Below are 24,811 nucleotides of genomic sequence, written 5' to 3'. Positions count from 1 at the left end.
GCCATGACCACGCTGCCCAACCGTCCGAACACCGCACTGCTCGTCGTCGACGTCCAGAACGGTGTCGTCGACGAAGCGCACCGCCGCGACGAGGTCGTCGCCAACATCAACACTCTGGTCGACCGGGCACGCATCGCCGATCTCCCGATCATCTGGATCCAGCACCGCTCCGAAGACCTGGTCGAGGGCACCGACCCCTGGCGCTACGTCCCCGAACTCGCCCGCGCCGACAGCGAGCCGCTGGTCCACAAACGCTATGGCGACTCGTTCGAAGACACCGAGCTCGAGGTGCTCCTCGCCGCCGCGAACGCGGGCCACCTGGTCGTCACCGGCGCCGACACCGACGCGTGTGTCCGCTCCACCATCCACGGCGCCTTCGTCCGCGGCTACGACGTCACTCTCGTCGCCGACGCCCACACCACCTCGGACAAGACCCGTTGGGGCGCACCGAAACCCGAGGATGTCATCGCCCATACGAACCTGTACTGGCAGTTCCAGCAAGCGCCGGGGCGCACCGCCACCGTCCGCCCGACCGGAGAGCTTGACTTCAGGTCGGCCTGAACACGCACGGTGGTCCCATGACCACCTTCGGATACGAACAGAGCCTTGGCTACGACCGTCGCGCCACCCGGCTCCTCACCGGCCTGTACCGCCGGATCGCCACCGACATCGACGCCCGCACCACCGACTCGGCCACCGTTATCGACCTCGGTACGGGTCCGGGAAAGCTCCTGTCGCACTTGGCAGCTCGCCGACCCGACCTGCACCTGCACGGGATCGACCTGTCCCCGCACATGATCGAGATCGCCCGCCGCACGCTCGCCGGGCACACGGTGGAACTGGCCGTCGCCGACGTCAGCGACCTGCCCCACCCCGATGCGAGCATCGACCTCGCCGTCTCGAGCCTGAGCATGCACGAATGGCCGGACCTGCCCGCTGCCGCCACCGAACTGCGTCGCGTGCTCCGGCCGGGCGGCACCGCCGGGATCTACGATTTCCGCTTCGCCCGAACCCGCGAGATCCGACGCGTCCTCGGTGCGGTCTTCGGCTCGGTCGACACCGAAACAGTCCGTCTGCCATGGCATCCCGCCGCCGTGATCACCTGCTTCCGCGTCACCGCATAGGCTCGGCGGATGGCCGAGGAACACACCACGATCGGTGCGGTGGCGGCGCGGTTCGGGCTGGCGACCCACGTCCTGCGCCACTGGGAAGACCGCGGACTGCTCTGTCCACTCCGTGACTCGGCCGGACGCCGCCACTACCGCGGCACCGATATCGACACCATCGCGATGATCGTGCTCGGCAAGAAGGCCGGCTTGTCCCTCGACGATCTCGCCGTCCTGTTCACCCACGCCCCCGACCGCACCACCCGCCGCGAAGTACTAGAGGCCCACCGTGACCGCCTCACCGAAAAGATCGCCCGCACCCGCTCCGCCCTCGATGCCGTCACCCACGTCCTCGAGTGCGACGCCGAGGACTTCCGCACCTGCCCCCACTTCCGCGCCGAACTCACCATGGTCCTCGACACCCGCCGCGGGCCGCTGTCCTGAAAATCGCCCCGACGTGGGACGATCGCGGATATGACCGGCACCCCCGCGAAACCACAGCATCTGCGCGACCTCGCGCTGCTGCGTCGCGTGCGCGACCGCATCGACCGCGAATACGCCCAGCCACTCGACGTCGAAGCGCTCGCCCGCGGCGTACACATGTCGGCCGGACACCTCAGCCGCCAGTTCCGGCTCGCGTATGGCGAATCGCCGTATTCCTACCTCATGACCCGCCGTATCGAACGTGCCATGGCACTGCTGCGTCGCGGCGATCTGAGTGTCACCGAGGTGTGTTTCGCGGTCGGGTCGTCCTCGCTGGGCACCTTCAGTACCCGCTTCACCGAACTCGTGGGCGTGCCGCCCAGCGTCTACAAGCAGCAGCAGGACGAACAGACCGCGGGGATGCCGTCGTGCGTGGTCAAGAAGGTGACCAGACCGATCAGGAATCGAGAAGCTTCGGCTCCGACCGGCAATTAGCGTGGTCGCCATGAACCTCACCATTCACCAGACCTACCTGCCGCAGGACGACCCCGACGCCGCCCTCGCCTTCTACCGCGACGCGCTCGGCTTCGAGGTGCGCAACGACGTCGGCTACAACGGGATGCGGTGGATCACCGTCGGCCCCGCGGGTCAGCCAGACACCTCGATCGTGCTGCATCCACCGGCCGCCGACCCCGGCATCACCGACGAGGAACGCCGCGTCATCAGCGAGATGATGGCCAAAGGCACCTACGCCGCCATCAACCTCGCCACCGAAGACCTCGACGGCCTGTTCGAAAAGCTGCAGGCAGGCGAGATCGAGGTCGTCCAGGAACCCACCGATCAGCCCTATGGTGTCCGCGACTGTGCCTTCCGTGACCCCGCCGGAAATATGGTCCGGATCCAGCAGGCCAAGTAGGCCACCGCGCCGGTAGATTCGATATCCGGCGATGTCGACTGATCGAGGGAGACCCATGAGCACGGCCAAGAAGACCGGCACCACCATAGAGCCGGCCGACAGCCACGACCTGATCCGTGTGCACGGCGCACGCGTCAACAACCTGCGCGATGTGAGCATCGAGATCCCCAAGCGCAGGCTGACCGTCTTCACCGGCGTTTCCGGATCCGGCAAGAGCTCCCTGGTCTTCGGCACCATCGCCGCCGAATCACAGCGCCTGATCAACGAGACCTACAGCGCGTTCGTGCAGGGCTTCATGCCCAGCCAATCGCGCCCCGACGTCGACGTGCTGGAGGGACTGACCACAGCCATCCTGGTCGATCAGTCCCGCCTTGGCGCGAACCCGCGCTCCACAGTCGGCACCGTCACCGACGCCAACGCGATGCTGCGAATCCTGTTCAGCCGCCTCGGCGACCCGCACATCGGGTCCTCGCAGGCGTTCTCTTTCAATGTCGCCTCGATCAGCGGCGCGGGTGCGGTCGAGGTCGAGAAGCACGGTGTCACCGTCAAGGAACGCCGCAGCTTCTCCATCACCGGCGGCATGTGTCCCACCTGTGAGGGCAAGGGTCACGTCAACGACATCGACCTCACCCAGCTCTACGACGAGAACAAGTCACTCGACGAGGGCCCGTTCACCATCCCCGGTTACAGCATGGACGGGTGGATGGGCCGTATCTACAAGGGCAGCGGCTTCTTCGACCCTGCCAAGCCGATCAAGAAGTACACCAAGAAGCAGCTCGCCGACCTGCTCTACAAGGAACCGACCAAGGTCAAGGTCGAGGGCATCAACCTCACCTACGAGGGCTTGATTCCCAAGATCCGCAAGTCGATGCTGTCCAAGGACGTCGAAGCGCTGCAGCCGCACGTGCGCGCCTTCGTCGAACGCGCTGTCACGTTCGGTACCTGCCCCGACTGCGACGGCACCCGGCTCTCGGCCGAAGCGCGCTCGTCGAAGGTCAACGGCATCAGCATCGCCGACGCCTGCGCCATGCAGATCACCGACCTCGCCGAATGGGTCAAGGAGGTCGACGACCCGTCGGTGGCGCCGCTGCTGGAATCGCTGCGCCAAACCCTGGACTCGTTCGTCGAGATCGGCCTCGGCTACCTGTCGCTGTCGCGCTCCTCGGGCACCCTGTCCGGCGGTGAAGCGCAGCGCGTCAAGATGATTCGCCATCTCGGCTCCTCCCTCACCGACGTCACCTACGTCTTCGACGAGCCCACCGCGGGCCTGCACCCGCACGACATCCAGCGGATGAACGGGCTGCTGCTGCGCCTGCGCGACAAGGGCAACACCGTGCTCGTCGTCGAGCACAAGCCCGAAACGATCGTGATCGCCGACCATATCGTCGATCTCGGGCCTGCTGCGGGCTCCAAGGGCGGTACCATCTGCTTCGAAGGCACCGTCGAGGGGCTGCGCGCCAGCGACACCGTCACCGGCCGCCACTTCGACGACCGCGCCTCGGTCAAGGACTCGGTGCGAAAGTCCGACAGCGCCTTGCAGATTCGCGGCGCCACCGCCAATAATCTCGACAAGGTCGACGTCGACATCCCCCTCGGCATCCTGGTCGCGATCACCGGCGTCGCGGGCTCGGGCAAGAGCTCGCTGGTCCACGGCTCGATCCCGACCGACGAAGGCGTCATCAACATCGACCAGACCCCGATCAAGGGCTCGCGGCGCAGCAACCCCGCCACCTACACCGGCCTGCTCGACCACATCCGCAAAGCCTTCGCCAAGGCCACCGGCGCCAAACCCGCCCTGTTCAGCGCCAACTCCGAAGGTGCCTGCCCCAACTGCAACGGTGCGGGCGTGGTCTACACCGACCTGGCGATGATGGCCGGCGTCTCGACCATGTGTGAGGTGTGTGAGGGCAAACGCTTCATGGCCGAGGTCCTCGAGTACACCTTCGCGGGCAAGAACATCAGCGAAGTGCTCGCCATGCCCGTCGACGATGCCCGCGACTTCTTCGGCGAAGGCGAAGCCCGCACTCCCGCCGCCCACAAGATCCTCACCCACCTCACCGAAGTCGGGCTCGGCTATCTCACCATCGGCCAGCCACTGACGACCCTGTCCGGCGGCGAACGCCAGCGCCTCAAGCTCGCCACCCATATGTCCGACAAGGGCGGCGTCTACATCCTCGACGAACCGACCACCGGCCTGCACCTGGCCGACGTCGAACAACTCCTCGGCCTGCTCGACCGACTCGTCGAATCCGGCAAGTCCGTCATCGTCGTCGAACACCACCAGGCCGTGATGGCCCACGCCGACTGGATCATCGACCTGGGCCCCGGCGCAGGCCACGACGGCGGCCACATCGTCTTCGAAGGCACTCCCGCCGACCTCGTCGAGGCGCGCTCCACCCTCACCGGTGAACACCTGGCCACCTACGTAGGCGCCTGACCGAGTGCGGCCGGACTCACCTCGAGCCCGGCCGCACTTACTCTGGACCGATGCTCGAGATCTCCACCGATCCCGCCGCCGTCGACCTCGACTGGCTCCACCATCGCCTGTCCACCGACGCCTACTGGGCCCTCGGCCGCAGCCGCGACCGCATCGAACGCCTGGTCGAGAACTCCCTGCCCTACAGCGTGTTCCAGGACGGCTCCCAGATCGCCTTCGCCCGCCTGGTCACCGACCGCACCACCTTCGCCTGGCTCTCCGACGTCTACGTCGACCGCCCCCAGCGCGGAAAAGGCATCGGCAAACTCCTCCTCGACCGCATCATGGCAGACGCGGACACCTGGGGCCTACGTCGCATGGCCCTGGCAACCGGCGACGCCCACGACCTATACCGCCCCTACGGCTTCACCCCCCACCCCAAACCGGACCAGTGGATGGAAAAGAACTGGCCGACCAACCCCGCCTGAACCGCAACCGACCACTCGCCGAATCGGGAGTCCGCCGATCGCGCAATCAGCTCAGGATCTCGATCAGCTGGTCGGTCGCTTGGATCAACCAGCCGGGATCGCCGTGGCGACGGCCCCAGAGCGCAGCCTTGACCGCACGCACCTGCGCCCAACGACGAGCACGATCACGGTCGATCCCTGCCGCCTCGCAATACAAGTCCAGTCCGCGACCGATACCGGCGGCCGGATCAGGTGCGAACAGCAGGGGTGCGAACCGATAGCTGCGGATCACGGTGATCGTGTCGTACGCAGGGTCACCGACATATCCCTTGGGATCTATCGCGAGCCAAGGCTCACGTTCTCCCGCCAGGACATTCGCATCGTGGAGGTCACCGTGGACGAGCGTCTGGGGCTGATCTGGACCGAGATCGCGCAAGGTCTCCGCGACTGCATCCAGAACGCGACGGGGGATCGGATCGCCCAGTTCGGTGGCGGTCGTGCGGATCTCGTCCGGCCAGTCGGCAACCACCTCGCTCAAGCGTGGCAGCCCGGCCGGAGCATCGATAGCCAGACGACGCGACAGTTGCCCGAGCGTGCCGACAGCCTCGTCGAAGTCGGAGATATCGGCCAGGGTGCCGCGTCCTGTCCGCTCGAGGAGCATCGCGAACCGTTCGTCATCGCGTTCGAACAACCGCACCGCACCCCGTCCGTTCCAGGTAGCGAACGCGTCGGGCTCGAACACATTGCCCGGGTGCGGAAAAGAGATCTTCACGACCGCGGGCGGCAGATCCAGATGCCGCACCGGTAGGACGATCCCGACGTTGCCGTGCATGACCGGCCCGTCCGGTGTACACGACCACCGTTGCAGTAACTCATCCGCCAGGCCGGGGAGTGCCGCGATCCATGCCCGCCCGGGTTCCCCTTCGCGACTGATCGTTTCGCGGGCGAAAACCTCTGGAATGTCGATCATGATCCGACCCTAGGTGCGTTCGGCAGGTCGCGGCCACTGCCGATGTGATGTATCTCGCCGTTGTCGAGCCTGGTCTGGGCAGGGATCAGGGGCATAGCCTGTGATCCCGCGCGTAGTCGAAATCTCTTGCACTAGAAGGATATTCGGTGCAAATCGGACAGGTTGACGGCTCGCTGATTTCGGTATGCGCGGACTGCCGTCCCGGGACGTCATCGGCTCGGGCCGACGGCAGAATCCTGGCAAGGAGCTGTACCGTGTCGGTTCGTCGCAATGACCTCAGCCCTGTGATCACCCGCCGCAGTGCGCTCGCCGCGCTGGCACTGCTCGGCGTCGCCGGGTGTGGTGGTTCGGTAGCGGCTACAACCAGCACGCCGCACTGGGATTACAACGGCGAGGGGCCCGAGCGCTGGGCCGATCTCGATCGTGGCTTCGCGACATGTCGAGTCGGGCACGCCCAATCACCGATCGACCTGGACAGCCCCACCGAACTGCACCCGTCCGACCACATCGAGATCGACTATCGGCCGATGTCGGCGGTGCCTTTGCTGAACAACGGGCACACGATCCAGGCGGCCGTACCGGCGGACTCCGGCAATCACATCGTCGTCGACGGCACACCGTTCACCCTGACCCAGTTCCACTTCCACCTGCCCAGTGAGCACACAGTCGACGGCACCGTCACCGCCATGGAGCTGCATCTCGTCCACACCGCCCGGTCGGGCCGCCTGGCAGTTCTCGCCGTCCTCCTGAACGCGCACACCGGGCCCACCCCGCTGAGCCGAATACTCACCGCCACACCGAACCGCTCAGGTCTCACCCGCGCTGTCACCACCGTCGACCCGCGCGAATTCCTGCCCACCGACCTCGCCCAATTCCGCTACCAGGGCTCCCTGACCACGCCCCCGTGCACCGAAGGTGTCGAGTGGATCGTCCTGCGCCACCCCGCCCCGGTCACCGTCGCCGACGTCGACAACTACCGCGCACTGTTCCCGCACAGCAACCGACCGACGCAGCCGCTCAACGGCCGCCCGGTAGTCCTCGCCGGATCCAACTGACAGGGATCCGTTCACATGTGATCACTGTCGACGGCCCGCGCCGCATTCTGTGATCGTCAGCTGGGGGAGGACCGGGGGAGTAGGCCAAGGGTGAGGTGCCGGACCAGGTCGTCGAGTAGCTGTTCGGAGTCGTAGTCGGCGGTGTAGCCGGAGCCGACGAAGGTGGCCAGGCCCTGCAGGGCGGCCAGGGCGGTGACACCGAGACGTTTCGGGTCGCCCGCGACGATCTCGCCCGCGGCCTGACCTTCGGCGATGAGGGCGATCGGGACCGCGAAAGCGCGGTCGACGGCCTGCTGGATATCGGCGGACGTGGAATTGTGCCGGCGCGCGAACATCAGCGGCAGGAGTTCGAGGTTGTCGACGGCGAATCGCAGGTAGGCATAGGCGACCGTCTGCAGGCGTGCCGTGATCGGCCCATCGATCACGGCCTGTTCGAAGCAGGCGCCGAGACGCTCCAGCCCGGTGACCGCGAGTGCGTCCAGTAGTGCCTGCTTGTCGCGGAAATGCCGACTCGGCGCCGCATGGCTGACGCCGGTGTCGCGGGCCAGCTGGCGCAGGGACAGCCCATCCACACCGGCCTCGCGCAGCGTCGCCTCGGCGCGCGTCAGCAGCGCGGCGCGGAGGTCGCCGTGGTGGTAGGGGGTGTGCAGGGACATGGTACGAGCAGGATATCCGACGGCCACCCAATGTTTGCGTTGACTACTTTGTTGTCGCTGACTACATTGACGTAGGCCATGACTGACAACACCGCGCCCACCCGCAAGCAGCGCAGCATGCCGATCCGCGAATGGCTGGCCCCGATCACCCTGGTCACCATCCTGGCGGCGCTGCTGGGCACCATGTACCTCGGCTACACCGCCGACCCCGAGAAGCATCTGCACGACTTCCCGATCGCCCTGGTCAACCAGGACGTCGGCGACACCGTCGGGGGCAAGCCCGCCAACATCGGTGAACAGATCGCCTCGGCACTGAGCGACGACATCCCCGCCGACAAGATCGACCTGCGCCCACTCGGCATCAACGAAGCCCAGCGACAGCTGCAGAACGGCGAGGTCTACGGCGCCATCGTGATCCCCGGCGACTTCACCAAGCGAGTCGCCATCCTCGGCGCCGCCTCGATCGTCCCGGGCGAGGTCGAGCAGCCGATCATCTCCGTGCTCACCAACCCACGAGCGGGCACTCTCGCCGCACAGATCATGAACACCGTCGCCGACCAAGCCATGACACAGGTGAACAGCACCGTCGGCGCCCAACTCGCCGAGCAGGTCAGCGCCTCTGTCGGCACCACACCACTCAGCGGCGCGGCCCGACTGCAACTCACCGAGCCGATCGCCGTCGTGGTCACCGCCTATCACCCGCTCCCCGAAGGCACCGGCCAAGGCCTGGCGGCGTTCTTCTACACCCTGGTCCTGCTGATCGTCGGTTTCAGCGGCGCGATGATGATCAATTCGCTGGTCGACGCCTCACTCGGCTACATCCCCGCCGAATACGGCCCATGGCACAAGACCACCTCGCCTGCCCCGATCAGCCGATGGCGCACCCTGCTCGTCAAATGGGGGATCGCCGCCATCAGCGCCCCTCTGGCATCCGGTGTGTTCCTCGGCGTCGGCACCCTGCTGAACATGGCGATCGAGCGACCACTGATGCTGTTTCTCTATGGCACACTGGCGGTCGCCGCCATCGCGGTCACCGCCCTGTCGGTGATGGCCGCCTTCGGCACGGCAGGCCTGATGATCAACCTCATCGTGTTCGTGGTGCTCGGCATCCCGTCGTCCTCGGGCACCATCCCGCTCGAGGCGACCCCGCGCTGGATCGCCGACATGGCCACCTTCGAACCCATGCACCAGATCTACCTGGCCGTGCGCGCCATCCTGTTCTTCGACGGACACCTCGAAGCGGGCATGGCCCAGGGTCTGTGGATGACCCTCGCCGGACTCGCGATCGGCCTGATCGTCGGTGTGGTCGCCACCAACGCCTACGACCTGCGCGGAATGCTGCGTCTGGGCATCGAGCACGCGCCCGCGCAGTAACTGATCAACCCACGTGGAAGGCCCCCTGTGATGCATGAGTTCGAAGCCCCGGCTTCCTACACGATTCCGGAACACGCGAACAACTCCGACAGTGTGTTCCTGCACGCCGAGCACTCACCCCGCACGGTGCTGTTCAACGTCTCGAACGGCAGCGGCGGCCTCACCGACGTCACCGCTGCCGAATTCGCGCGAACAGTCACCGACGTGGCCAAAGGTCTCATCGCCACCGGCATCGAACCGGGCGACCGCGTGGCCATCATGGCACCCACCCGCTACGAGTGGGTCGTGCTCGACCACGCGATCTGGGCCACCGGAGGCTGCACCGTCGCCATCTACGACAGCTCCGCCGCCGAACAGGCCAAGTGGATCCTGCAGGACTCCGCGACGAAGCTCCTGATCGTCGACAGCGACAAACACCGCAGGATCATCGAGGAAATCGACGCGAGCGCACTGCCCGAGCTGCGCGAAATCCTGCAGATCGACAAAGGCATCGTCGAGGAATTGACCACTCGCGGCGCCCATCTCGACGACGCGACCGTCCACACCCGCCGCGCGGAGGTCGGCGCGAGCTCCCCGGCGACCTTGATCTACACCTCGGGTACCACCGGCCGCCCCAAAGGCGTCATCCTCACACACGGGAACCTCTACGCGGAGTCGAAATCCGACCGCATCGCGCTGGGCGAGTTCGTCACCCAGGGCAACAAGACACTGATGTTCCTGCCGCTCGCTCATGTCTTCGCGCGCGCGGTGACGCTGGCCGCGCTCGACGCCAAGGTGGTCGTCGCATTCAGTTCCGACTGGTCCACGCTCGTCGACCAATTCGGCAGCTACCGCCCGCATTTCATCCTCGCGGTGCCACGCGTGTTCGAAAAAGTCTTCAACGGCGCGAAGCAGAAGGCGCACGCCGGCGGTAAAGGCAAGATCTTCGACCTGGCCACCGAGACTGCCATCGCTTGGAGCGAATCGCTGGACACCGGCGGCCCAAGTGTCGTGCTCAGACTCCGCCACGCCCTGTTCGACAAACTCGCCTACCGCACACTGCGCCTCGCGCTCGGCGGACGATGCGAGGCGGCGGTGTCCGGTGGCGGACCACTCGGCGCGCGGCTGGGTCACTTCTTCCGCGGCGTCGGTATCCCGATCTACGAGGGCTACGGACTCACCGAGACCACCGCCGCGATCACGGTGAACACCCCCACGAACACCCGGGTCGGCACCGTCGGCCGCCCGACCGAGGGCCACGCCGTCAAGATCGCCGAGGACGGCGAGCTGCTGCTGCGCGGCCCGGTCGTATTCCACGAATACTGGGGCAACCCCCAGGCCACCGAGGACGCCTTCGCCGGCGGCTGGTTCGAGACCGGCGATCTCGGCACCATCGACCGCGACGGCTACCTCACCATCACCGGCCGCAAGAAGGAAATCATCGTCACCGCGGGCGGAAAGAACGTCTCCCCGGGACTGATGGAGGATTCGCTGCGCGCCCACCCGCTGATCAGCCAGGCGATGGTGGTCGGCGACGGCCGCCCGTTCGTCGGTGCTCTGATCACCCTCGACCCCGAGGTACTCCCGGCATGGAAGCAAAGCCATAACCTGCCCGCCGACACCTCGAACGAGGCCCTGATCGAGAACCCCGATCTCGCCGCGGAGATCGACGCGGCGGTCGCCGACACCAACAAGAAGGTGTCACACGCCGAGGCGATCAAGAAGATCCGCATTCTGCCGGTCGACTGGACCGAGGCAACCGGCGAACTGACGCCCAAAATGTCACTCAAGCGCGCAGCGGTCATGAAGAAGTACGCCACCGAGGTGGACAAGATCTATGACCCAGCCACGGCAAGTAGTGCTTCCTACGCTTCTACGCGACCGCCTGAATGAGCCTCGTAGTCCCCGCATTCTGCCGTGATCTCGGCAGTCGCTTGCGCCGCGGTGAAGAAGTCGTCGGCCAGCGGCGAGGTGCGCGATGCCGCCATCGCTAGGCACACCTGGTCGGGCTCGAGTTCCGGAATAGGTATGTAGCTGATGTCCGGACGTGAGTAGAACAGTGTCTCCGAACGCGCCACGAACGAGATGCCCCGGCCTGCCGCGACGTGCTCGAGCTTCTCCTCCACGCCGCGCACCCGGAGCCCGGAGTCCGGGTGCGGGCGCCTGGTCGGCTGCGTGCTCGGGTCGGCATGCCAGACCAGCGGCTCACCGGCTAGGTCGGCTTCGGTGACCTCCTCCTTGCCGGCCAACCGGTGGCCTACCGGCAGCACCACCATGAGCGGCTCTGTGTACAGCGGGGTTATGCGCAGGCCGGTCTCGTCGATGGGCAGCCGCACATAGCCGACGTCGATGCGGCCGTCGAGCAGCATCGAGGCCTGGTCATCCCATTCGATCCGCTGCACGTCGACGACCACGTCCGGATGTCGTGCCCCGAACGCCCGGGCCGCCGGTATGACGGGAATGCCGGTCCGGAAGCCGACCGCCAGCCGCCGGCCTCCGTGGGCGGCCACGGTCACCCGGTGGCGGACCGCGTCCGCGGCGGCGAGCAGCGGACCGGCGTCGGCCAGCAGTTGTCTGCCTGCGTCGGTCAGCGCAACGCCGTGGCGATCCCTGGTGAACAGCGAGGCGCCGAGATCCTGTTCCAGCGCGCGGATCTGCCGACTGAGCACTGGCTGCGCGATATGCAGCTCTTCAGCGGCGCGGCCGAAGTGCAGCCTGTCGGCGACGGCGAGGAAGTAGCGCAGTTTGCGCGGGTCCAGATCCATGGAACCTCCCTGTCCGGTGATGCCTTCAAGGTATCACCACGGCTGAAATAGGTCTTGGACGCCCACTCGGGTCGAATGGCATCCTCAATAGGTACCTACTTGATCGGCACCTATTGAGGCCCAATCGAATTCGGTATTGGTATTCGACATCGGGACTTGATCTCCGGGCCCGGAATCCGAACGCACATTTCATGAATTCAGCCGGGCTCATTACGTCATTCGACGACAAACGTTGACAAGGACGGTATGGGCACGGCGTCCTATCCAGCTCCAGAAAGCAGGCACACCAATGAGTAGCGTCAGCATTATCGGCCTGGGGAACATGGCCCGCACTCTGGCTGACCGGGCGCTCGCCGGCGGCAACGCCGTTGAGATCATCGGCCGCGATCCGGCCAAAGCCAAGGAAATGGCCGCCGCGCTCGGCGGTGGTGCCACGGCCGGGACATTCGGCACCACCCCGGTCGGCGACCTCGTCATCCTCGCCGTGCCGTACGCCGGCGCCGTGCCGATCGTCGCCAAGTACGGGGACGCGCTGGCCGGCAAGGTCATCATCGACATCTCCAACACCGCCAACGCCGACGCCACCGGGCTGGTCACCCCTGACGGCACTTCCGGCGCGCAGGAGATCGCCGAGGCCGCCCCGGCGGGCGCGTACGTCGTGAAGGCGTTCAACACCGTCTTCGGCCACATCCTGGCCCAGGGCGGCCCGCTGGACGTGCTCTTCGCTGGTGACCACGCGCGGGCAAAGGCGAGCGTGTCGGCGTTCATCGAGAGCCTCGGGCTGCGCCCGCTGGATGCCGGCGGCCTGGAAGTGGCGCGCTGGATGGAAGGGGTAGCCGTGCTGATGATCAGCCTGGCCCGTAATGGCGTGGGGGACTTCAACTTCTCGCTCGGCGTCAACCTTCGCGGCTGAGCGCACCCGCACCACCACTTCTCGTGTGTCAGTCGATCTACGGCACGAGACCACACATCCTCAGAAGGACAGCAGCATGCGCGTTTTCGTCACTGGCGGGACCGGCCATTCCGGTTCGTACATCATCCCCGAGCTCATCAGCGCGGGACACGAGGTCACCGGCCTGGCCCGGTCGGACACGGCCGCGGCGGCCCTGTCCGCGCTCGGTGCGAAGGTGCGTCGCGGCGACCTCGAGGATCTCGACGGACTGAAGGAGGCGGCCGCGGAATCCGACGGCGTCATCCACGTCGCGCACAGGCAGGACCTGCTTCCGTCCGGCGGGCTCGACGCCGTGGCCGCCGCGGAGCTCCCGATCATGCTCGCTTACGGCGAGGCTCTCGCGGGAACCGGAAAGCCACTGGTAGCGGCGGGGAGCATCGGTTCGCCCGGGAACCTTGGCCGACCGGCCACCGAGGAGGACCCGGCCCTTCCCGGCGGCGATGAGTACACGGGCACTCTGCGGGTTCGCAACGTCGTGGAAACCGCCGTAATCGACCTCGCCGAGCGGGGGGTGCGGTCTTCGATCGTGCGGATTGCCAACATCGCGCACAGCACAACCGATCGTGCCGGCTTCCTCGTACAGCTGATCGCGCTGGCGAAGGAGAAGGGCTTTGTCGGCTACCCCGGAGACGGCGCGAACCTATGGAACGCCGTGCACATCCGCGATGTCGCCTTCGTGTTCCGCTTGGCACTGGAGAAGGGACCGGCCGGCAAATATTGGCACGCGGTGGGGGACGGGGCCATCCCGCTCCGCGAGATCGCCGAGGCCATCGGCAGCCGTCTTGGCCTGCCCGTCGTGAGCGTTCCCGCGGACGTACTGATGGTGCCGGGATACTTCGGGTTCCTCGCGAACATAGTCACGCAGAGCTACCCGGCGTCCAACCTCATCACCCGCCGGACCCTCGGCTGGGAACCCACTCAGCCCGGCCTGCTCGCTGATTTGGACAACGGCCATTACTTCTCCGCCAACTGACGGCAGGGCGCCACTGGTCACTGACACCGCAATCCCGGCCCCCTTCTGTAATGTCTAACCAATTACCGCTTACCGCACCGGATCGACCCCTCGAGTTCGTATTCTCACCAGGATCGCGCGCCCAGCGTGCGGCACCGGAACAGAGGTTGAAACAGCAGATGGCTATATCTGACGTCGAGGCGTACACACATCTCTCGCCGACCGATATCGAAGAGTTCGGGCAGCGCCTGGACGCGTTGCGCGGGCGGATCGAATCCAGCTTGGGCGAGCGCGACGCGCAATACATCAAGACCGTCATCCGCGTTCAGCGAGCGTGCGAGATCGCCGCCCGCCTGGTACTGCTCGACTCCGGCCGGAAAAGCAGTTGGTGGTGGGGGACAGGCCTGCTCACCTTGTCGAAGGTGCTCGAGAACATGGAGATCGGGCACAACGTCATGCACGGCCAGTGGGATTGGATGAACGACCCGGAAATCCACTCCACCACCTGGGAATGGGACCATTCCATGCCCGCCGCGCACTGGAAAGAAGCGCACAACTACCGCCATCACGTATTCACCAACGTGCTCGGGCTGGACCCCGACGAAGGATACGGGCTTCTCCGCATCACTCGTGACCGGCGCTGGCGCCCGTACCACCTGGGGAACTTCGTCTACCTTGTCCCGGTGTCGCTCCTGTATGAGCTCGGCATGTGCGTGTACCACCTGGAGATCCCGCGCGTGCTGGCGGGCAAGAAGGACAAGAAGAAGTTCCGGCAGGCTCGTGACGAAATCGTCCAGAAGGCAGGAAAGCAGCTGCTCAAGGACTACGTCGTCTTCCCGGCGATGACCGGCCGGAACTGGAAATCGACCATGCGTGCGAACGTCACCGCCAACCTCACCAAAAACGTGTGGGAGCAGATCATCACATTCTGTGGGCATTTCCCCGACGGTGCGGAGAAGTTCACCAAACGCGACATCGAGGGCGAGACTCGCGGCGAATGGTATCTGCGCCAATACCTGGGCAGCGCCAATATCGAGGTCGGTCCCCTGATGCGGATACTTTCCGGCACGCTCAGTCATCAAATCGAACACCACTTGTTCCCGGACCTGCCGAGCAACCGACTCCCCGAAATTCAACGTGAAGTGCGCAAACTCGCGGCCGAATATCGGCTGCCGTACACCACCGGCAGCCTGGTCCGTCAATATGGTCTGACATTGCGCACCATCGCGAAACTTTCGCTGCCCGATAAGTACCTCACCGCGGACGCCGACGACGCCCCGGAAACCAGCTCCGAAAAAGCCGCCGAATCTCGCCGCCTCACCCCTGTCCTGGCCTGATACTTATGGCGCACCGCATCATTTCGGTGTGGTGCGCCACACGGGAACTCTCGATACTTTCGTCACTGTGACGAATTGGGGCCGGGGAAGTGGACGGGGGAGTGTCAGCCTTCAGGTGGCCGCATCGGATTTCCGGGGATATCGGGCCCAGATCTGCCGATTGGCACATTCAGCCCGAACGGTCATTTATCGACCGAATCCTAGAATCACCCGAATTTCGTCAACTTTCGTCCCGCATCGCGAAATGCCGTAAACAAGCGCAGCGAATGCTAGTGCGCAGAGAACGATAATCCGGACCGGCGACAGCGGAGCGGCACTCAGCGCGCGGTGCGACTCGGCACTCGCCGCAAAACATCCCGCGAAACCCTCCGTGACCGGCCGCCTTCAAACGCCGATAATGCACATTATGTCAAGTAGAGCGGTGCGTACCGCACCCCCGCTGAGCTCGTGCTGATCAGGTTCGGCCGCCTGGCATCCCCCTGCACCGCTGCGACAGCCGCCGTGCCGGTAGCGGATCTTCCACCGCCGCTGGATAACTGGCACACGGTTCAGTTTTATTCGCAGTTGCTGAAAGTGCTTTTCCATCGCGCGGTGATTGGGTATTCTAGGACGCCTAGGTGCACGCCGCCGAGACCCCGCCCCGTCGCCCTGATCCATGGTCGTCCCTAACCCCGACGACTATGTGCGAGCAATTGCCGACGGCGACGGGAGCGTTGAACCGGGCGCGGATTAAATTCTGCGCGATCTCATTTCAGTGGCATTGTTCTCGGCCACCGTTCGGGTGTTTCGACGTCCGGGCATGATGCGGGTGATCGGGGTCCCCGCGAGTTATCCAATCCGGTGTGCGGAACCGTTGTCGTTCTTGCGCATTGGATCAATGTGTCGAGCTGTCGTGTGCCTTCGCGCGTGCGATTGCCGACCGGCGAACCGAGGATCTCGATGATAGATACACATGTATGGCTGACCCGCGCGTTCCATGCGATGGTCGTAACGGCCGCCCTCGCATCGGCGACGGTGGTCGCCGGCACCGGAACTGCGGCAGGGTACGCGAACCAGCTTGTCGACAGCTCCGGACGCACCGTACAGGCGGTCGAATCGGACACCAGAATCGACTTCGTGGCCCCGCTCGACGGGAATCCCCTCACCAGGGAGTGGTTCCACTCCGGTAAGGCCGGCTATCAAATATCCGGTCCCGGCGCCGATGATTTTCGCGGCCGAATCACCATCGGCTATCAAGTCGGCTACCCGGCGTCCTTCGCCGGGAGGCTGAAATTCGAGTGGATGACCCCTGATCTCGGCCTGTCGATCGGGGGCAGCTCCCCCGGCCTTTCGGTCAACAGCCTTCTGCCCAGAGCCGGCGTAGAGATGGAGCTCGGGTTCGGACCCGGCATCATCGACGTCGACTGCGCCACCGGCTCGATCTCGGGCAGTGCCGGATTCATCCAGCTGTCCGCGGTGCACGCCTCGGTGACCGGCGCGGTCGGCTCGGTCAACATCCGGCCCTACGTCACCGTCATCAGCGAGACCGGTGACACCGTCGTCGCCTACGGCCCTGCCACCAGCCACTGACCACAGCGCCGCTGGTCGGGCTCGCGTCCGGCGAAACCGGTTCGGCCTCGGTGTGTTCGGCGAGACCGATCGTCACGCGGTCCACTCGGGTCGAGCCGGTGTAACATTCGTCACCGTCGTTGCGACAATTCAGTCAGCACACACCGTCCCAGACCCCGCCGGTGCTCTCGACCACCTCATCGCGGGAAGGGTTAGTGGAGATGGCTCAAGAATTCTCCCGAATGCGCCAAGAGCGCCCGCGCTGCCATCGCAGCGGCAATCACGGTGAGCACTCACCGCCACTGAACTGATAGGCGATATTTCGCATTCTGCAGCCTTGCCGCACCGTGCACAGCTCGCACGGCACGGCGTCAGACTTGCTTTCACTACCTATTGCGTCGGCCGCCGTTGTGATGACCGGCGTCCTCAGATGAGGTGTGTCCCATGATTGAACAATCCCCCGCGATCGATCCCGACAGCGGATCAGCTCCCTCGCTGGATCAATGGTCGAGCAGTCCCCCGAAAACTGCTGTCAGTCTGGTCATTCCAGCGCGCAATGAAGCACGCAATATCGCGTGGGTGCTGGAACAGATTCCGGACAGTATTACCGAAATCATCCTTGTCGACGGCTCGACGGACGCGACGCTGATCACCGCCCGCAGCTCCCGGCCCGATATCAAGGTAGTGCCGCAGCAGGGCAGCGGAAAGGGTTGCGCGCTGCGCGCCGGATTTCTCGCCGCGACAGGCGATGTGATCGTGATGATGGATGCCGATGGCAGTATGTCGCCGCAGGAGATCTCGCATTACGTGCACTTCCTGGAAAACGGCTACGACTTCGTCAAGGGATCACGGTTCATCGGCGGCGGCGGTTCACTCGACATCACCCGGATCCGGCGTTGGGGCAACCGGTTCCTGCTGATGGTGTTCAACGCGATCTATCACACGCGCCTCACCGATTTGTGCTACGGGTATTGCGCGTTTCATCGGCGCTATCTCGAGCATCTGAATCTGTGTGCGACCGGCTTCGAGATCGAGGCCGAGATGACTGTGCGCGCGATGCAGGCGGGTTTGCGGATCGCGGAGGTGCCCAGCCTGGAGCTACCGCGGCGGGCAGGCCAGTCCAACCTGCGCGCGATCCACGACGGTACCCGGGTCCTGCGGACTGTGGTGCGTGGTCATCGGCTGGAGACCGTGCGGGCAAGTGGTGCTCAACCGGCGCCGAACACACCTCCCGGCGTCGCGATGGGATCGTCATGATCGCCGTGACCAAGCACCTGAAGCCGCACAGGGAATTCAAGGAGGCGGGTGCGGCCCGTGCGCTCGAGCAGACCGATCTGCCGATCGGGCGAACCGATGTCGAGCTGAGCGTGCCGGATAGCGAACTCGTGCTCGCGGATCCGTCGGTGCGGCCTGCGAAGATCTTGGCGCTGCTGCGGTTACACGGGCACCCGGTCGGGATCGCGGTGCTGGATGGGCGGCTGGGCCTGTCCTGGCACAGGCATGTCCCGGAGGTCTGGGCGGCGGTCGGCGGCGCCGTCAACGCGCACTTGGCCGCGGACGGGCTGCCTCGAGTGGAGTGCCTGGCGGAGGTGGCGTGCGAGCCGGTGGTGTCGGCGCAGTGTCTGCGCTGGCATGAGGAGTTGCTGCTGCACGCTCCGGTGATCACTGTCGTCGTCGCCACCCGGGATCGGCCGGACAGTGTGTGCGAGTGCCTGGACGCGCTGTTGCTGATGGAGTATCCGGCCTTCGAGATCGTTGTCGTCGACAACGATCCGACCACCGAGGAGACTGCCAGGGCGATCTCGCGGCGTTTCGGTGCGCGCGTGCGGTATGTCCGCGAGAACCGGCGTGGTCTGGCGGCGGCACACAATCGGGGACTGTCCGCGGCCCGCGGCGAGATCGTGGCCTTCGTCGACGACGATGTGGTTGTCGACCGCCACTGGCTGACCGGGATCGCCGAAGGCTTCGCCTCCGGACCCGACGTCGCCTGCGTCACCGGCTTGATCCTGCCCGCTCAACTCGAAACGCCTGCGCAGCTGTTGCTCGAGCAGCACGGCGGGTTCGACAAAGGCTTCGAACTCCACGTCTTCGACACCAGCCTCAACCGGCCCGCGGATCCGTTGTTCCCGTTTACCGCGGGCAGGTTCGGTTCCGGCGCCAATATGGCGTTCGATACCGCGGTCTTGCGCAGGCTCGGCGGGTTCGACCCGGCGATCGGGGCAGGCACGTTCGCCCGTGGCGGTGACGATCTGGCCGGGTTCTTCCGTGTCGTCGTCGCCGGGCATCAGCTGGTGTACCAGCCCAGCGCGGTGGTGTGGCACCGCCACCACCGGGATATGGCAGCGCTGCGCAATCAGGCCTACGGCTATGGCGTCGGGCTCGGCGCGTACCTGACCAGTGCGCTGATTCACGAGCCCGCGATGGTCGCGGGGCTGGTGCGGCGATTGCCTCGTGGGCTCGGGTACACCTTCGGCGCGGCCTCGGATCGCAATCGTGGCCGCTACGACGGGCTGCCGGGCGATCTCGCGTGTTTGGAGAAGCGTGGAGTGTTGTTCGGGCCGGTGGCGTACGCGATCAGCCGGTGGCGTACCCGCGGGGCGAGCACTACGGCGGGTAGCCGGGGCGGTCGGCAGTGAGTGTCGGGATGGCACGGCGACGGGCGCTGTCGGCTTCGGCAACGCCCGCACCGACCATGCTCGGCACCTTCGCCCGGGATTGGCGTAAGCCGCTGCTGCGCAACGGCTTACTGCTGACGGCCAGCTCCGGGCTGTCGGCGCTGATCGGGTTCGCCTTCTGGGCGCTCGTCGCACGGCATTACGACGCCGCCTCGGTGGGCAGTAACGCGGCCGCGATTTCGATGGCGGTGCTCGCAGCCACGGTCGCTCAGCTGAACCTGTCCAGTGCCATGGTCCGGTTCGTGCCGACCGCGGGGCGCCGCACGACCTCGCTGATCGCGGGGGCGCACGTGGTCAGTGCGACCTTTGCTCTGATCATCGCTGTGGGTTCGGTGCTGGCGGTTGGCGTGATCGCGCCCGGCACCACTTTCCTGTCCGACGACCGGGCCCAGGTGCTGTTCGTCGCAGGTACGGTCGCGGTCACCCTGTTCGTCCTGCAGGACGGTGTGCTGGTCGGCTTGCGGCGCACTCCCGTTGTCCCGCTGGCCAATATCGTGTTCGCGGTGGCCAAGCTGGTGCTGGTCGTAGCCGTGGCGGCGACTTTGCCTCGCTATGGCATCTTCGCGTCGTGGACGGTGGCGTCGGCGGCCGTCGTCGTGCTCGTCGGCGCCTACCTGTTCCTGTGGGCTGTCCCCCGCCGGGTCCGGGCGGCGGATGCCACCGAGACGCTGCCGCCGATGCCGCAGATCGCTCGCTTCGTGGGGGTCGACTATGTCGGATCGGTGTGCTCGATCGGTGCGGCGATGCTGTTGCCCATCCTCGTGCTCCACGCATTGGGCCCCGTGCCGACCGCCTACTTCTCGATCGCCTGGGCCATCGCGAACGTCATCCACTTGATCAACGTCAACTTCGGCACTTCCCTTGTCGCGGAATCCGCCACCGATCCATCACAGCTGGCCCGCAATGTGCACCAGATCCTGGTCCACGGCGCCAAGCTGGTGCTCCCGATCGTGGCCGCGGTGCTCGTGCTCGCCCCGGTCGTGCTCGCCATCTTCGGTAGCGAGTACCGCGCGGGCGCCGATGTGCTGCGCGTGCTGGCGTTCGCGGCCGTCCCCGGTCTGCTGGTCTCGACGGCGATCAGTTCGGCGCGGGCGAATCGCCGGTTGGGTCTGCTCCTGACGATCCAGGCATCGAACTTCGTTCTCACCGTCGGTCTGGCCTGGGTGCTGCTCGACCTCGTCGGCGTGGTCGGAGCGGGGGTGGCCTGCCTGCTGAGCCAGACCTCGATCGCCTGCGCACTGCTCGTGCGCCGTGATCTCTGGTGGTCCGTCGACGCGCCCCGCAGGACTGTCACAGTGCCGTTGCCGGTCCGGTTGCACAGCGCGGCAGCACTTTTCGTGCTCAGGGCGGCCGGAGCCACACGCCGACGGAAGACTCTGGACCGAGCGAGGGCAGTGCTGCGCAGGCAGGATTCCGCCGACGCGAGTCGCGACCTGGTGCGCCGGGCCGCACAGCTCGACACCGATCCGCCCTCGAAGGCATGGACCCGCGCCCGGACCGTCCGGACAGTTACCGATGTCGCGGTCGCCTACCTCGGTCACGATGACGGCCCGCCGACCGCGGTCCTGAAAGTCGCCAGGTCGCCGCTGGCCGCCGCCGACCTGCGTCGGCAACGGGAGATCCTGGCGACTCTGTCCGTCGACTCGCCGCTCGCCGACTGGCCCCTGCTCCCCCGCGTTCTCGCGTTCGGCGACGACGCCGACGGGGTGGCCTCCATCGAGACGTACCATCCGCGAGGAGATCTGACCACGGTCCTGACCACGCACCCGGAGCGGTTCGAGCCCCTGACGACGCTCGCGCTCACCTCGATCGACGAGTTGCACCGCCGCACCGGACGCCTCGCCGTGGTGGACGACACCATGCTCACCCAGTGGGTCGACGAGCCCGTGCACACTCTGACCGAGATGTGCCGGACCCTCTCCCCCGCATCGATCGACGCTGCCGAACGGATCAGGACCGTGGTGCGCGCCGCACTGACCGGCCACATCCTGGTGACCGGCTGGGCGCACGGAGATTTCCACGGCGGCAACGTCATGCTGGAATCCGGGCGCGTCACCGCCATCATCGACTGGGGTGGTGCCCGGCCGGAATGGCTCTGCGCGCTCGACGCCTACCACCTGGTCTTGACGGCATCCTGCACGGTCGAACAGCGCGAACTCGGCTCGGTGCTGGCCAGGCGGTTGCGCGCAGGCGGCTTCACCGAGCGCGAACGTCGTCGGCTCGACCTCGTCGGCGGTGCCGCGGCGCGCGGCGACCCGCTGGACGAGCGGATAGCGATCCTGCTGACCTGGCTGCATCATGTCGCGGCGTTGTCCCGCAAATGCGGCGTCTATCGTGAGCACCGCGTCTGGTGGGCGCTCAATGCCGAACCCGTGCTGCGCGCGTTCGCCGACCTCGCTCCGAAACTCGAGGCGCAACAGCGCGCCATGGAACTCGTCGGTGCCGTCGATCGATCGGATCGGCCGGTATCGGCAGCCGCTGCGGCACCGGCGGATCTCGCGGAATTCGAAGCCGAATGGGACCCCGACACCACCCCGGCCCCGGTACCGGATTGCGGAGGGCGGTCCGATCAGCTCAGCGTCTCGGTCGTCATCTGCTCCTATGCCGAGGATCGTTGGGACACTTTGGTTCTCGCGGTCACCTCGGTCCAGGCGCAGTCGCGTCCCACTGAGGAAATCGTGGTGGTGATCGACCACAACACAGCGCTACTTGATCGCGCACGCGCCCTGCCCGGCGTGACTGTCGTTCCGAACCGCAACGCGTCAGGGCTGTCCGGCGCCCGCAACACCGGAACAGCGGTCAGCACAGGCGATATCGTGGCGTTCCTCGACGACGACGCCTTCGCCGACGCCGACTGGCTGGCCGAACTCGCCGCGCCCTACGCCGACCCCACTGTGCTCGGCGTCGGCGGCCTGGTCACCGCGAACTGGCTCACCGCACGGCCGTCCTGGTTTCCCCCAGAATTCGACTGGGTGGTCGGCTGCACTTACCGCGGCATGGCCACCGGGCGCGCGGCGGTGCGCAACATGATCGGCGCCAATATGTCGTTTCGGCGTGAGCTGCTCGTCGAATCGGGCGGATTCCACACGGATCTGGGCCGGGTGGGGGCACGGCCACTCGGCTGTGAGGAGACCGAGCTGTGCATCCGCCTGCAGCGCGGTCACCCGAATGGCGTGCACATGTACGAACCCGCGGCGCGGGTGTGGCACAGCGTCCCCGGCACGCGCGCCACGTGGTCGTACTTCCGCTCACGTTGCTATTCCGAAGGTCTGTCCAAGGCGAGAGTCAGCGTTCTGGCGGGCTCCGATCGAGCCTTGGCCAGTGAACGGTCTTATCTGAAGTCGACGGTGCCGCTGGGGGTGCTGCGCAACCTCGGTGCCGGATTGCGCGGGCGCCTCTGGGGTTTCGTCACCGCGGTCGTGATGCTGGTGGGGGTCATGGCCACCGCGATCGGCTATGCCGCAGGCACCCGCGCGGGACATCGCCCACCGGCGCCGCGGCCCACCTCTCGGCAGGCAGGGGCCTGGCGCTACACCGGCGTGGCGGTAGCGACAGCATTGTGGCTGGTATCGCTGCCCCGCATCGAGCTCGATCGCATCGGTGACTACGGCCTGCTGCCGCTGCTGCCGTTCACCTTCTGGGCGGCGCTGGCTGTGCTCCTCGTGAGTTTCGGTGTGCTGGTGCAAGCAAAGGCGACGACGCGGCTGTTGGCCGCGCATGTTGTCGTCCTGATCGCGATACTGCATGCGACGCCGTCGGTGACCTACGAAACGCTCCGCTATTCGTGGGCGTGGAAGCACGTGGGCATCGTCGACTTCTTCCAGCGGCACAACGGCGTCGACACCACGCTGAACGAGCTGGCGGTGTACCAATTCTGGCCGGGGTTCTTCAATCTCAACGCGATGCTGGTGAAAGCCGGTGGATTGGAGTCCTCGCTCGGCTACGCCGCATGGGCGCCGCCGGTGTTCAACCTGCTGCTGATCGGCCCGCTGTATCTGATCTTCACGACCTTCAGCACCGACCGGCGCCTGATCTGGTCGGCGATCGTGATCTACGTCCTCGGCGCGTGGGTGGGCCAGGACTATTTCGCCCCGCAGGCATGTGCCAACTTCCTGTACCTCACGATCGTGGCGCTGGTCTTGCGGTATCTGCGCCGGGAGTCTCTGGCCGTCGACCGGCGGGTGATCGCGGTGGTCGCGATCGTGCCGATGATGGCGGCGATCGTGCCCACCCATCAGTTGACGGCGCCGATGGTCATCCTGGCTCTGGGTCTGCTCGCCGTGTTCCGCGTGCGGCGAGTTTTCGTGCTGACGGTCCTCATGGTCGCGATGACGGTCGGCTGGGATCTGCTCGTCGCCGGGCCCTGGCTGAGCGAGAACCTTTCCGGCCTGCTGGCGAACTTCGGCAACGCCGAGTCGAATGCCGGGGCGAATTTCATCGATCTGGATGCGGGCAGCCGCAGTCAAGTCGTGGTCGCAGAGGTCGACCGTGCGCTGAGCGCCGCGATCTGGCTCATGGCCGTGATCGGATTCGCCCGGCGCTTCCGTGGGCGCGGTGAACTCGCACTGCCGCTACTGGCCGTCGCACCGCTGCCGCTGATCCTCAGCAACGACTACGGCGGCGAGATGGTCTTCCGGGTCTACCTGTTCGGGCTGCCCTTCGTGGCCTTCTACGCGGCGGCCGCCTTCTTCCCACGCCCGGCCGTCGACGCGCCCCGCTCGCGCGGACGCCGGCTCGGCCGGTTGGCGCTGCCGGTGGTGTTGCTGCTGCTGGTGACGGGGTTCGGTTTCGGCTACTACGGCAAGGAGCAAACGGCCTACTTCGCGCCGGAGGAATACGCGGCGGCTCAGTTCGTCTACGGCATCGCTCCGCGCGGGTCGCTGGTCATCGGCGCGACGAGCGGATTTCCCTGGGCGTTCAAGAATTTCGAGTTCTACGACCACATGTGGTTCGCCACCTTCGACGCCGATGACCGGGAAGCCATTGTCGCGGAGCCGGTTTCGCAGTTGGCCGACATGATGTCCGCGCAACGCCATCACCACTCGTATCTCATCCTCACCCGCAGCCAGAGCGCCGGGATGACGCTGTCCGGTGACCTCCCGGTCGACGCGCTCGCGCGGATCCAGCAGACCCTGTCCGAGTCACCGAGATTCACCGAGCTCTACCGGAATACGCACGCCGTGGTGTTCACCCTGACCCAACCAGCACCGGAGTGAGAAG

At 66.1% G+C, this 24,811-nt stretch carries 20 protein-coding genes; 17 read left to right on the top strand and 3 right to left on the bottom strand.

Features of this window, described 5'->3' with window-relative positions; all coding sequences use genetic code 11:
• Window positions 1-3 precede the first annotated feature (3 nt).
• Genes ACFWPX_RS00425 through ACFWPX_RS00395 form a run of 7 tightly spaced genes read left to right on the top strand, consistent with a single transcriptional unit; the run spans window position 4 to window position 5,349 of the window.
• Window positions 4-561 (top strand): isochorismatase family protein, encoded by a 558-nt coding sequence (locus ACFWPX_RS00425; protein ID WP_378924574.1) that lies wholly within the window; start codon window positions 4-6, stop codon window positions 559-561.
• A 17-nt stretch (window positions 562-578) separates the two neighbouring features.
• Window positions 579-1,124, top strand: coding sequence for a class I SAM-dependent methyltransferase (locus ACFWPX_RS00420; protein WP_378924572.1), 546 nt, complete (start codon window positions 579-581; stop codon window positions 1,122-1,124).
• 9 nt (window positions 1,125-1,133) lie between these two features.
• Entirely contained in the window at window positions 1,134-1,550 is a 417-nt protein-coding gene (locus tag ACFWPX_RS00415) for a MerR family transcriptional regulator (RefSeq protein ID WP_378924570.1), read from the top strand.
• A 30-nt stretch (window positions 1,551-1,580) separates the two neighbouring features.
• Entirely contained in the window at window positions 1,581-2,024 is a 444-nt protein-coding gene (locus tag ACFWPX_RS00410) for a helix-turn-helix transcriptional regulator (protein WP_378913637.1), read from the top strand.
• A 10-nt stretch (window positions 2,025-2,034) separates the two neighbouring features.
• Window positions 2,035-2,445, top strand: a complete 411-nt coding sequence (locus tag ACFWPX_RS00405; RefSeq protein ID WP_378924568.1) for a VOC family protein — start codon at window positions 2,035-2,037, stop codon at window positions 2,443-2,445.
• 55 nt (window positions 2,446-2,500) lie between these two features.
• Window positions 2,501-4,882, top strand: coding sequence for an ATP-binding cassette domain-containing protein (locus ACFWPX_RS00400; RefSeq protein WP_378924566.1), 2,382 nt, complete (start codon window positions 2,501-2,503; stop codon window positions 4,880-4,882).
• Between the two features lie 50 nt (window positions 4,883-4,932).
• On the top strand, window positions 4,933-5,349 hold the full coding sequence (locus tag ACFWPX_RS00395; protein ID WP_378913640.1) for a GNAT family N-acetyltransferase: 417 nt from the start codon (window positions 4,933-4,935) through the stop codon (window positions 5,347-5,349).
• A gap of 46 nt (window positions 5,350-5,395) precedes the next feature.
• Here the strand turns inward: ACFWPX_RS00395 and ACFWPX_RS00390 are convergent, their stop codons facing one another.
• Window positions 5,396-6,298, bottom strand: coding sequence for an aminoglycoside phosphotransferase family protein (locus ACFWPX_RS00390; protein ID WP_378924564.1), 903 nt, complete (start codon window positions 6,296-6,298; stop codon window positions 5,396-5,398).
• A gap of 254 nt (window positions 6,299-6,552) precedes the next feature.
• Here ACFWPX_RS00390 and ACFWPX_RS00385 point away from each other — a divergent pair, with 254 nt between their 5' ends.
• Window positions 6,553-7,353, top strand: a complete 801-nt coding sequence (locus ACFWPX_RS00385; protein WP_378924562.1) for a carbonic anhydrase — start codon at window positions 6,553-6,555, stop codon at window positions 7,351-7,353.
• Between the two features lie 56 nt (window positions 7,354-7,409).
• Here the strand turns inward: ACFWPX_RS00385 and ACFWPX_RS00380 are convergent, their stop codons facing one another.
• Window positions 7,410-8,009, bottom strand: a complete 600-nt coding sequence (locus tag ACFWPX_RS00380; protein ID WP_378924560.1) for a TetR/AcrR family transcriptional regulator — start codon at window positions 8,007-8,009, stop codon at window positions 7,410-7,412.
• 78 nt (window positions 8,010-8,087) lie between these two features.
• Between ACFWPX_RS00380 and ACFWPX_RS00375 the strand changes: the two genes are divergently transcribed.
• A complete protein-coding gene (locus ACFWPX_RS00375; protein ID WP_378924559.1) occupies window positions 8,088-9,383 on the top strand; it encodes a DUF3533 domain-containing protein in 1,296 nt (431 codons plus the stop codon).
• Window positions 9,384-9,413: 30 nt separating this feature from the next.
• Window positions 9,414-11,255, top strand: coding sequence for an AMP-dependent synthetase/ligase (locus ACFWPX_RS00370; protein ID WP_378924557.1), 1,842 nt, complete (start codon window positions 9,414-9,416; stop codon window positions 11,253-11,255).
• Here ACFWPX_RS00370 and ACFWPX_RS00365 read toward each other — a convergent pair.
• Window positions 11,228-12,127, bottom strand: coding sequence for a LysR family transcriptional regulator (locus ACFWPX_RS00365; RefSeq protein WP_378924555.1), 900 nt, complete (start codon window positions 12,125-12,127; stop codon window positions 11,228-11,230). The genes ACFWPX_RS00370 and ACFWPX_RS00365 overlap by 28 nt on opposite strands.
• A 289-nt stretch (window positions 12,128-12,416) precedes the next feature.
• Here ACFWPX_RS00365 and ACFWPX_RS00360 point away from each other — a divergent pair, with 289 nt between their 5' ends.
• The 7 genes from ACFWPX_RS00360 to ACFWPX_RS00330 all read left to right on the top strand — a co-directional run bounded on the left by ACFWPX_RS00360 (window position 12,417) and on the right by ACFWPX_RS00330 (window position 24,807).
• On the top strand, window positions 12,417-13,040 hold the full coding sequence (locus tag ACFWPX_RS00360) for an NADPH-dependent F420 reductase (protein WP_378924554.1): 624 nt from the start codon (window positions 12,417-12,419) through the stop codon (window positions 13,038-13,040).
• A 76-nt stretch (window positions 13,041-13,116) separates the two neighbouring features.
• A complete protein-coding gene (locus tag ACFWPX_RS00355; RefSeq protein WP_378924552.1) occupies window positions 13,117-14,052 on the top strand; it encodes an SDR family oxidoreductase in 936 nt (311 codons plus the stop codon).
• Window positions 14,053-14,210: 158 nt separating this feature from the next.
• Window positions 14,211-15,368, top strand: coding sequence for a fatty acid desaturase family protein (locus tag ACFWPX_RS00350; protein WP_378924550.1), 1,158 nt, complete (start codon window positions 14,211-14,213; stop codon window positions 15,366-15,368).
• Window positions 15,369-16,307: 939 nt separating this feature from the next.
• Window positions 16,308-16,937 (top strand): MspA family porin, encoded by a 630-nt coding sequence (locus ACFWPX_RS00345; protein ID WP_378913650.1) that lies wholly within the window; start codon window positions 16,308-16,310, stop codon window positions 16,935-16,937.
• A gap of 423 nt (window positions 16,938-17,360) precedes the next feature.
• Entirely contained in the window at window positions 17,361-18,173 is an 813-nt protein-coding gene (locus ACFWPX_RS00340; protein WP_378924548.1) for a glycosyltransferase family 2 protein, read from the top strand.
• Window positions 18,170-19,552, top strand: a complete 1,383-nt coding sequence (locus ACFWPX_RS00335) for a glycosyltransferase (protein WP_378924546.1) — start codon at window positions 18,170-18,172, stop codon at window positions 19,550-19,552. The genes ACFWPX_RS00340 and ACFWPX_RS00335 overlap by 4 nt, the downstream gene beginning before the upstream one ends.
• Window positions 19,553-19,560: 8 nt before the next feature.
• Window positions 19,561-24,807 carry a glycosyltransferase gene (locus ACFWPX_RS00330; protein ID WP_378924544.1) on the top strand — a complete coding sequence of 1,749 codons (5,247 nt, stop codon included), beginning with the start codon at window positions 19,561-19,563 and terminating at the stop codon, window positions 24,805-24,807.
• Window positions 24,808-24,811: the final 4 nt, after the last annotated feature.

The sequence above is a fragment of the Nocardia sp. NPDC058518 genome (assembly GCF_042719655.1).
GTDB lineage: Bacteria > Actinomycetota > Actinomycetes > Mycobacteriales > Mycobacteriaceae > Nocardia.
The sequence above is the reverse complement of the archived record's forward strand: the minus strand, read 5'-3'. Positions and strand labels throughout refer to the sequence as shown.

Bases quoted from the DNA above. Each gene is read 5' to 3' on its own strand.
- ACFWPX_RS00345 (WP_378913650.1), top strand. From the start codon at position 16,308: ATGATAGATACACATGTATGGCTGACCCGCGCGTTCCATGCGATGGTC.
- ACFWPX_RS00410 (WP_378913637.1), top strand. From the start codon at position 1,581: ATGACCGGCACCCCCGCGAAACCACAGCATCTGCGCGACCTCGCGCTG.
- ACFWPX_RS00350 (WP_378924550.1), top strand. From the start codon at position 14,211: ATGGCTATATCTGACGTCGAGGCGTACACACATCTCTCGCCGACCGAT.
- ACFWPX_RS00370 (WP_378924557.1), top strand. From the start codon at position 9,414: ATGCATGAGTTCGAAGCCCCGGCTTCCTACACGATTCCGGAACACGCG.
- ACFWPX_RS00390 (WP_378924564.1), bottom strand. From the start codon at position 6,298: ATGATCGACATTCCAGAGGTTTTCGCCCGCGAAACGATCAGTCGCGAA.
- ACFWPX_RS00330 (WP_378924544.1), top strand. From the start codon at position 19,561: ATGGCACGGCGACGGGCGCTGTCGGCTTCGGCAACGCCCGCACCGACC.
- ACFWPX_RS00405 (WP_378924568.1), top strand. From the start codon at position 2,035: ATGAACCTCACCATTCACCAGACCTACCTGCCGCAGGACGACCCCGAC.
- ACFWPX_RS00365 (WP_378924555.1), bottom strand. From the start codon at position 12,127: ATGGATCTGGACCCGCGCAAACTGCGCTACTTCCTCGCCGTCGCCGAC.
- ACFWPX_RS00400 (WP_378924566.1), top strand. From the start codon at position 2,501: ATGAGCACGGCCAAGAAGACCGGCACCACCATAGAGCCGGCCGACAGC.
- ACFWPX_RS00340 (WP_378924548.1), top strand. From the start codon at position 17,361: ATGATTGAACAATCCCCCGCGATCGATCCCGACAGCGGATCAGCTCCC.
- ACFWPX_RS00395 (WP_378913640.1), top strand. From the start codon at position 4,933: ATGCTCGAGATCTCCACCGATCCCGCCGCCGTCGACCTCGACTGGCTC.
- ACFWPX_RS00355 (WP_378924552.1), top strand. From the start codon at position 13,117: ATGCGCGTTTTCGTCACTGGCGGGACCGGCCATTCCGGTTCGTACATC.
- ACFWPX_RS00360 (WP_378924554.1), top strand. From the start codon at position 12,417: ATGAGTAGCGTCAGCATTATCGGCCTGGGGAACATGGCCCGCACTCTG.
- ACFWPX_RS00420 (WP_378924572.1), top strand. From the start codon at position 579: ATGACCACCTTCGGATACGAACAGAGCCTTGGCTACGACCGTCGCGCC.
- ACFWPX_RS00415 (WP_378924570.1), top strand. From the start codon at position 1,134: ATGGCCGAGGAACACACCACGATCGGTGCGGTGGCGGCGCGGTTCGGG.
- ACFWPX_RS00425 (WP_378924574.1), top strand. From the start codon at position 4: ATGACCACGCTGCCCAACCGTCCGAACACCGCACTGCTCGTCGTCGAC.
- ACFWPX_RS00380 (WP_378924560.1), bottom strand. From the start codon at position 8,009: ATGTCCCTGCACACCCCCTACCACCACGGCGACCTCCGCGCCGCGCTG.
- ACFWPX_RS00375 (WP_378924559.1), top strand. From the start codon at position 8,088: ATGACTGACAACACCGCGCCCACCCGCAAGCAGCGCAGCATGCCGATC.
- ACFWPX_RS00335 (WP_378924546.1), top strand. From the start codon at position 18,170: ATGATCGCCGTGACCAAGCACCTGAAGCCGCACAGGGAATTCAAGGAG.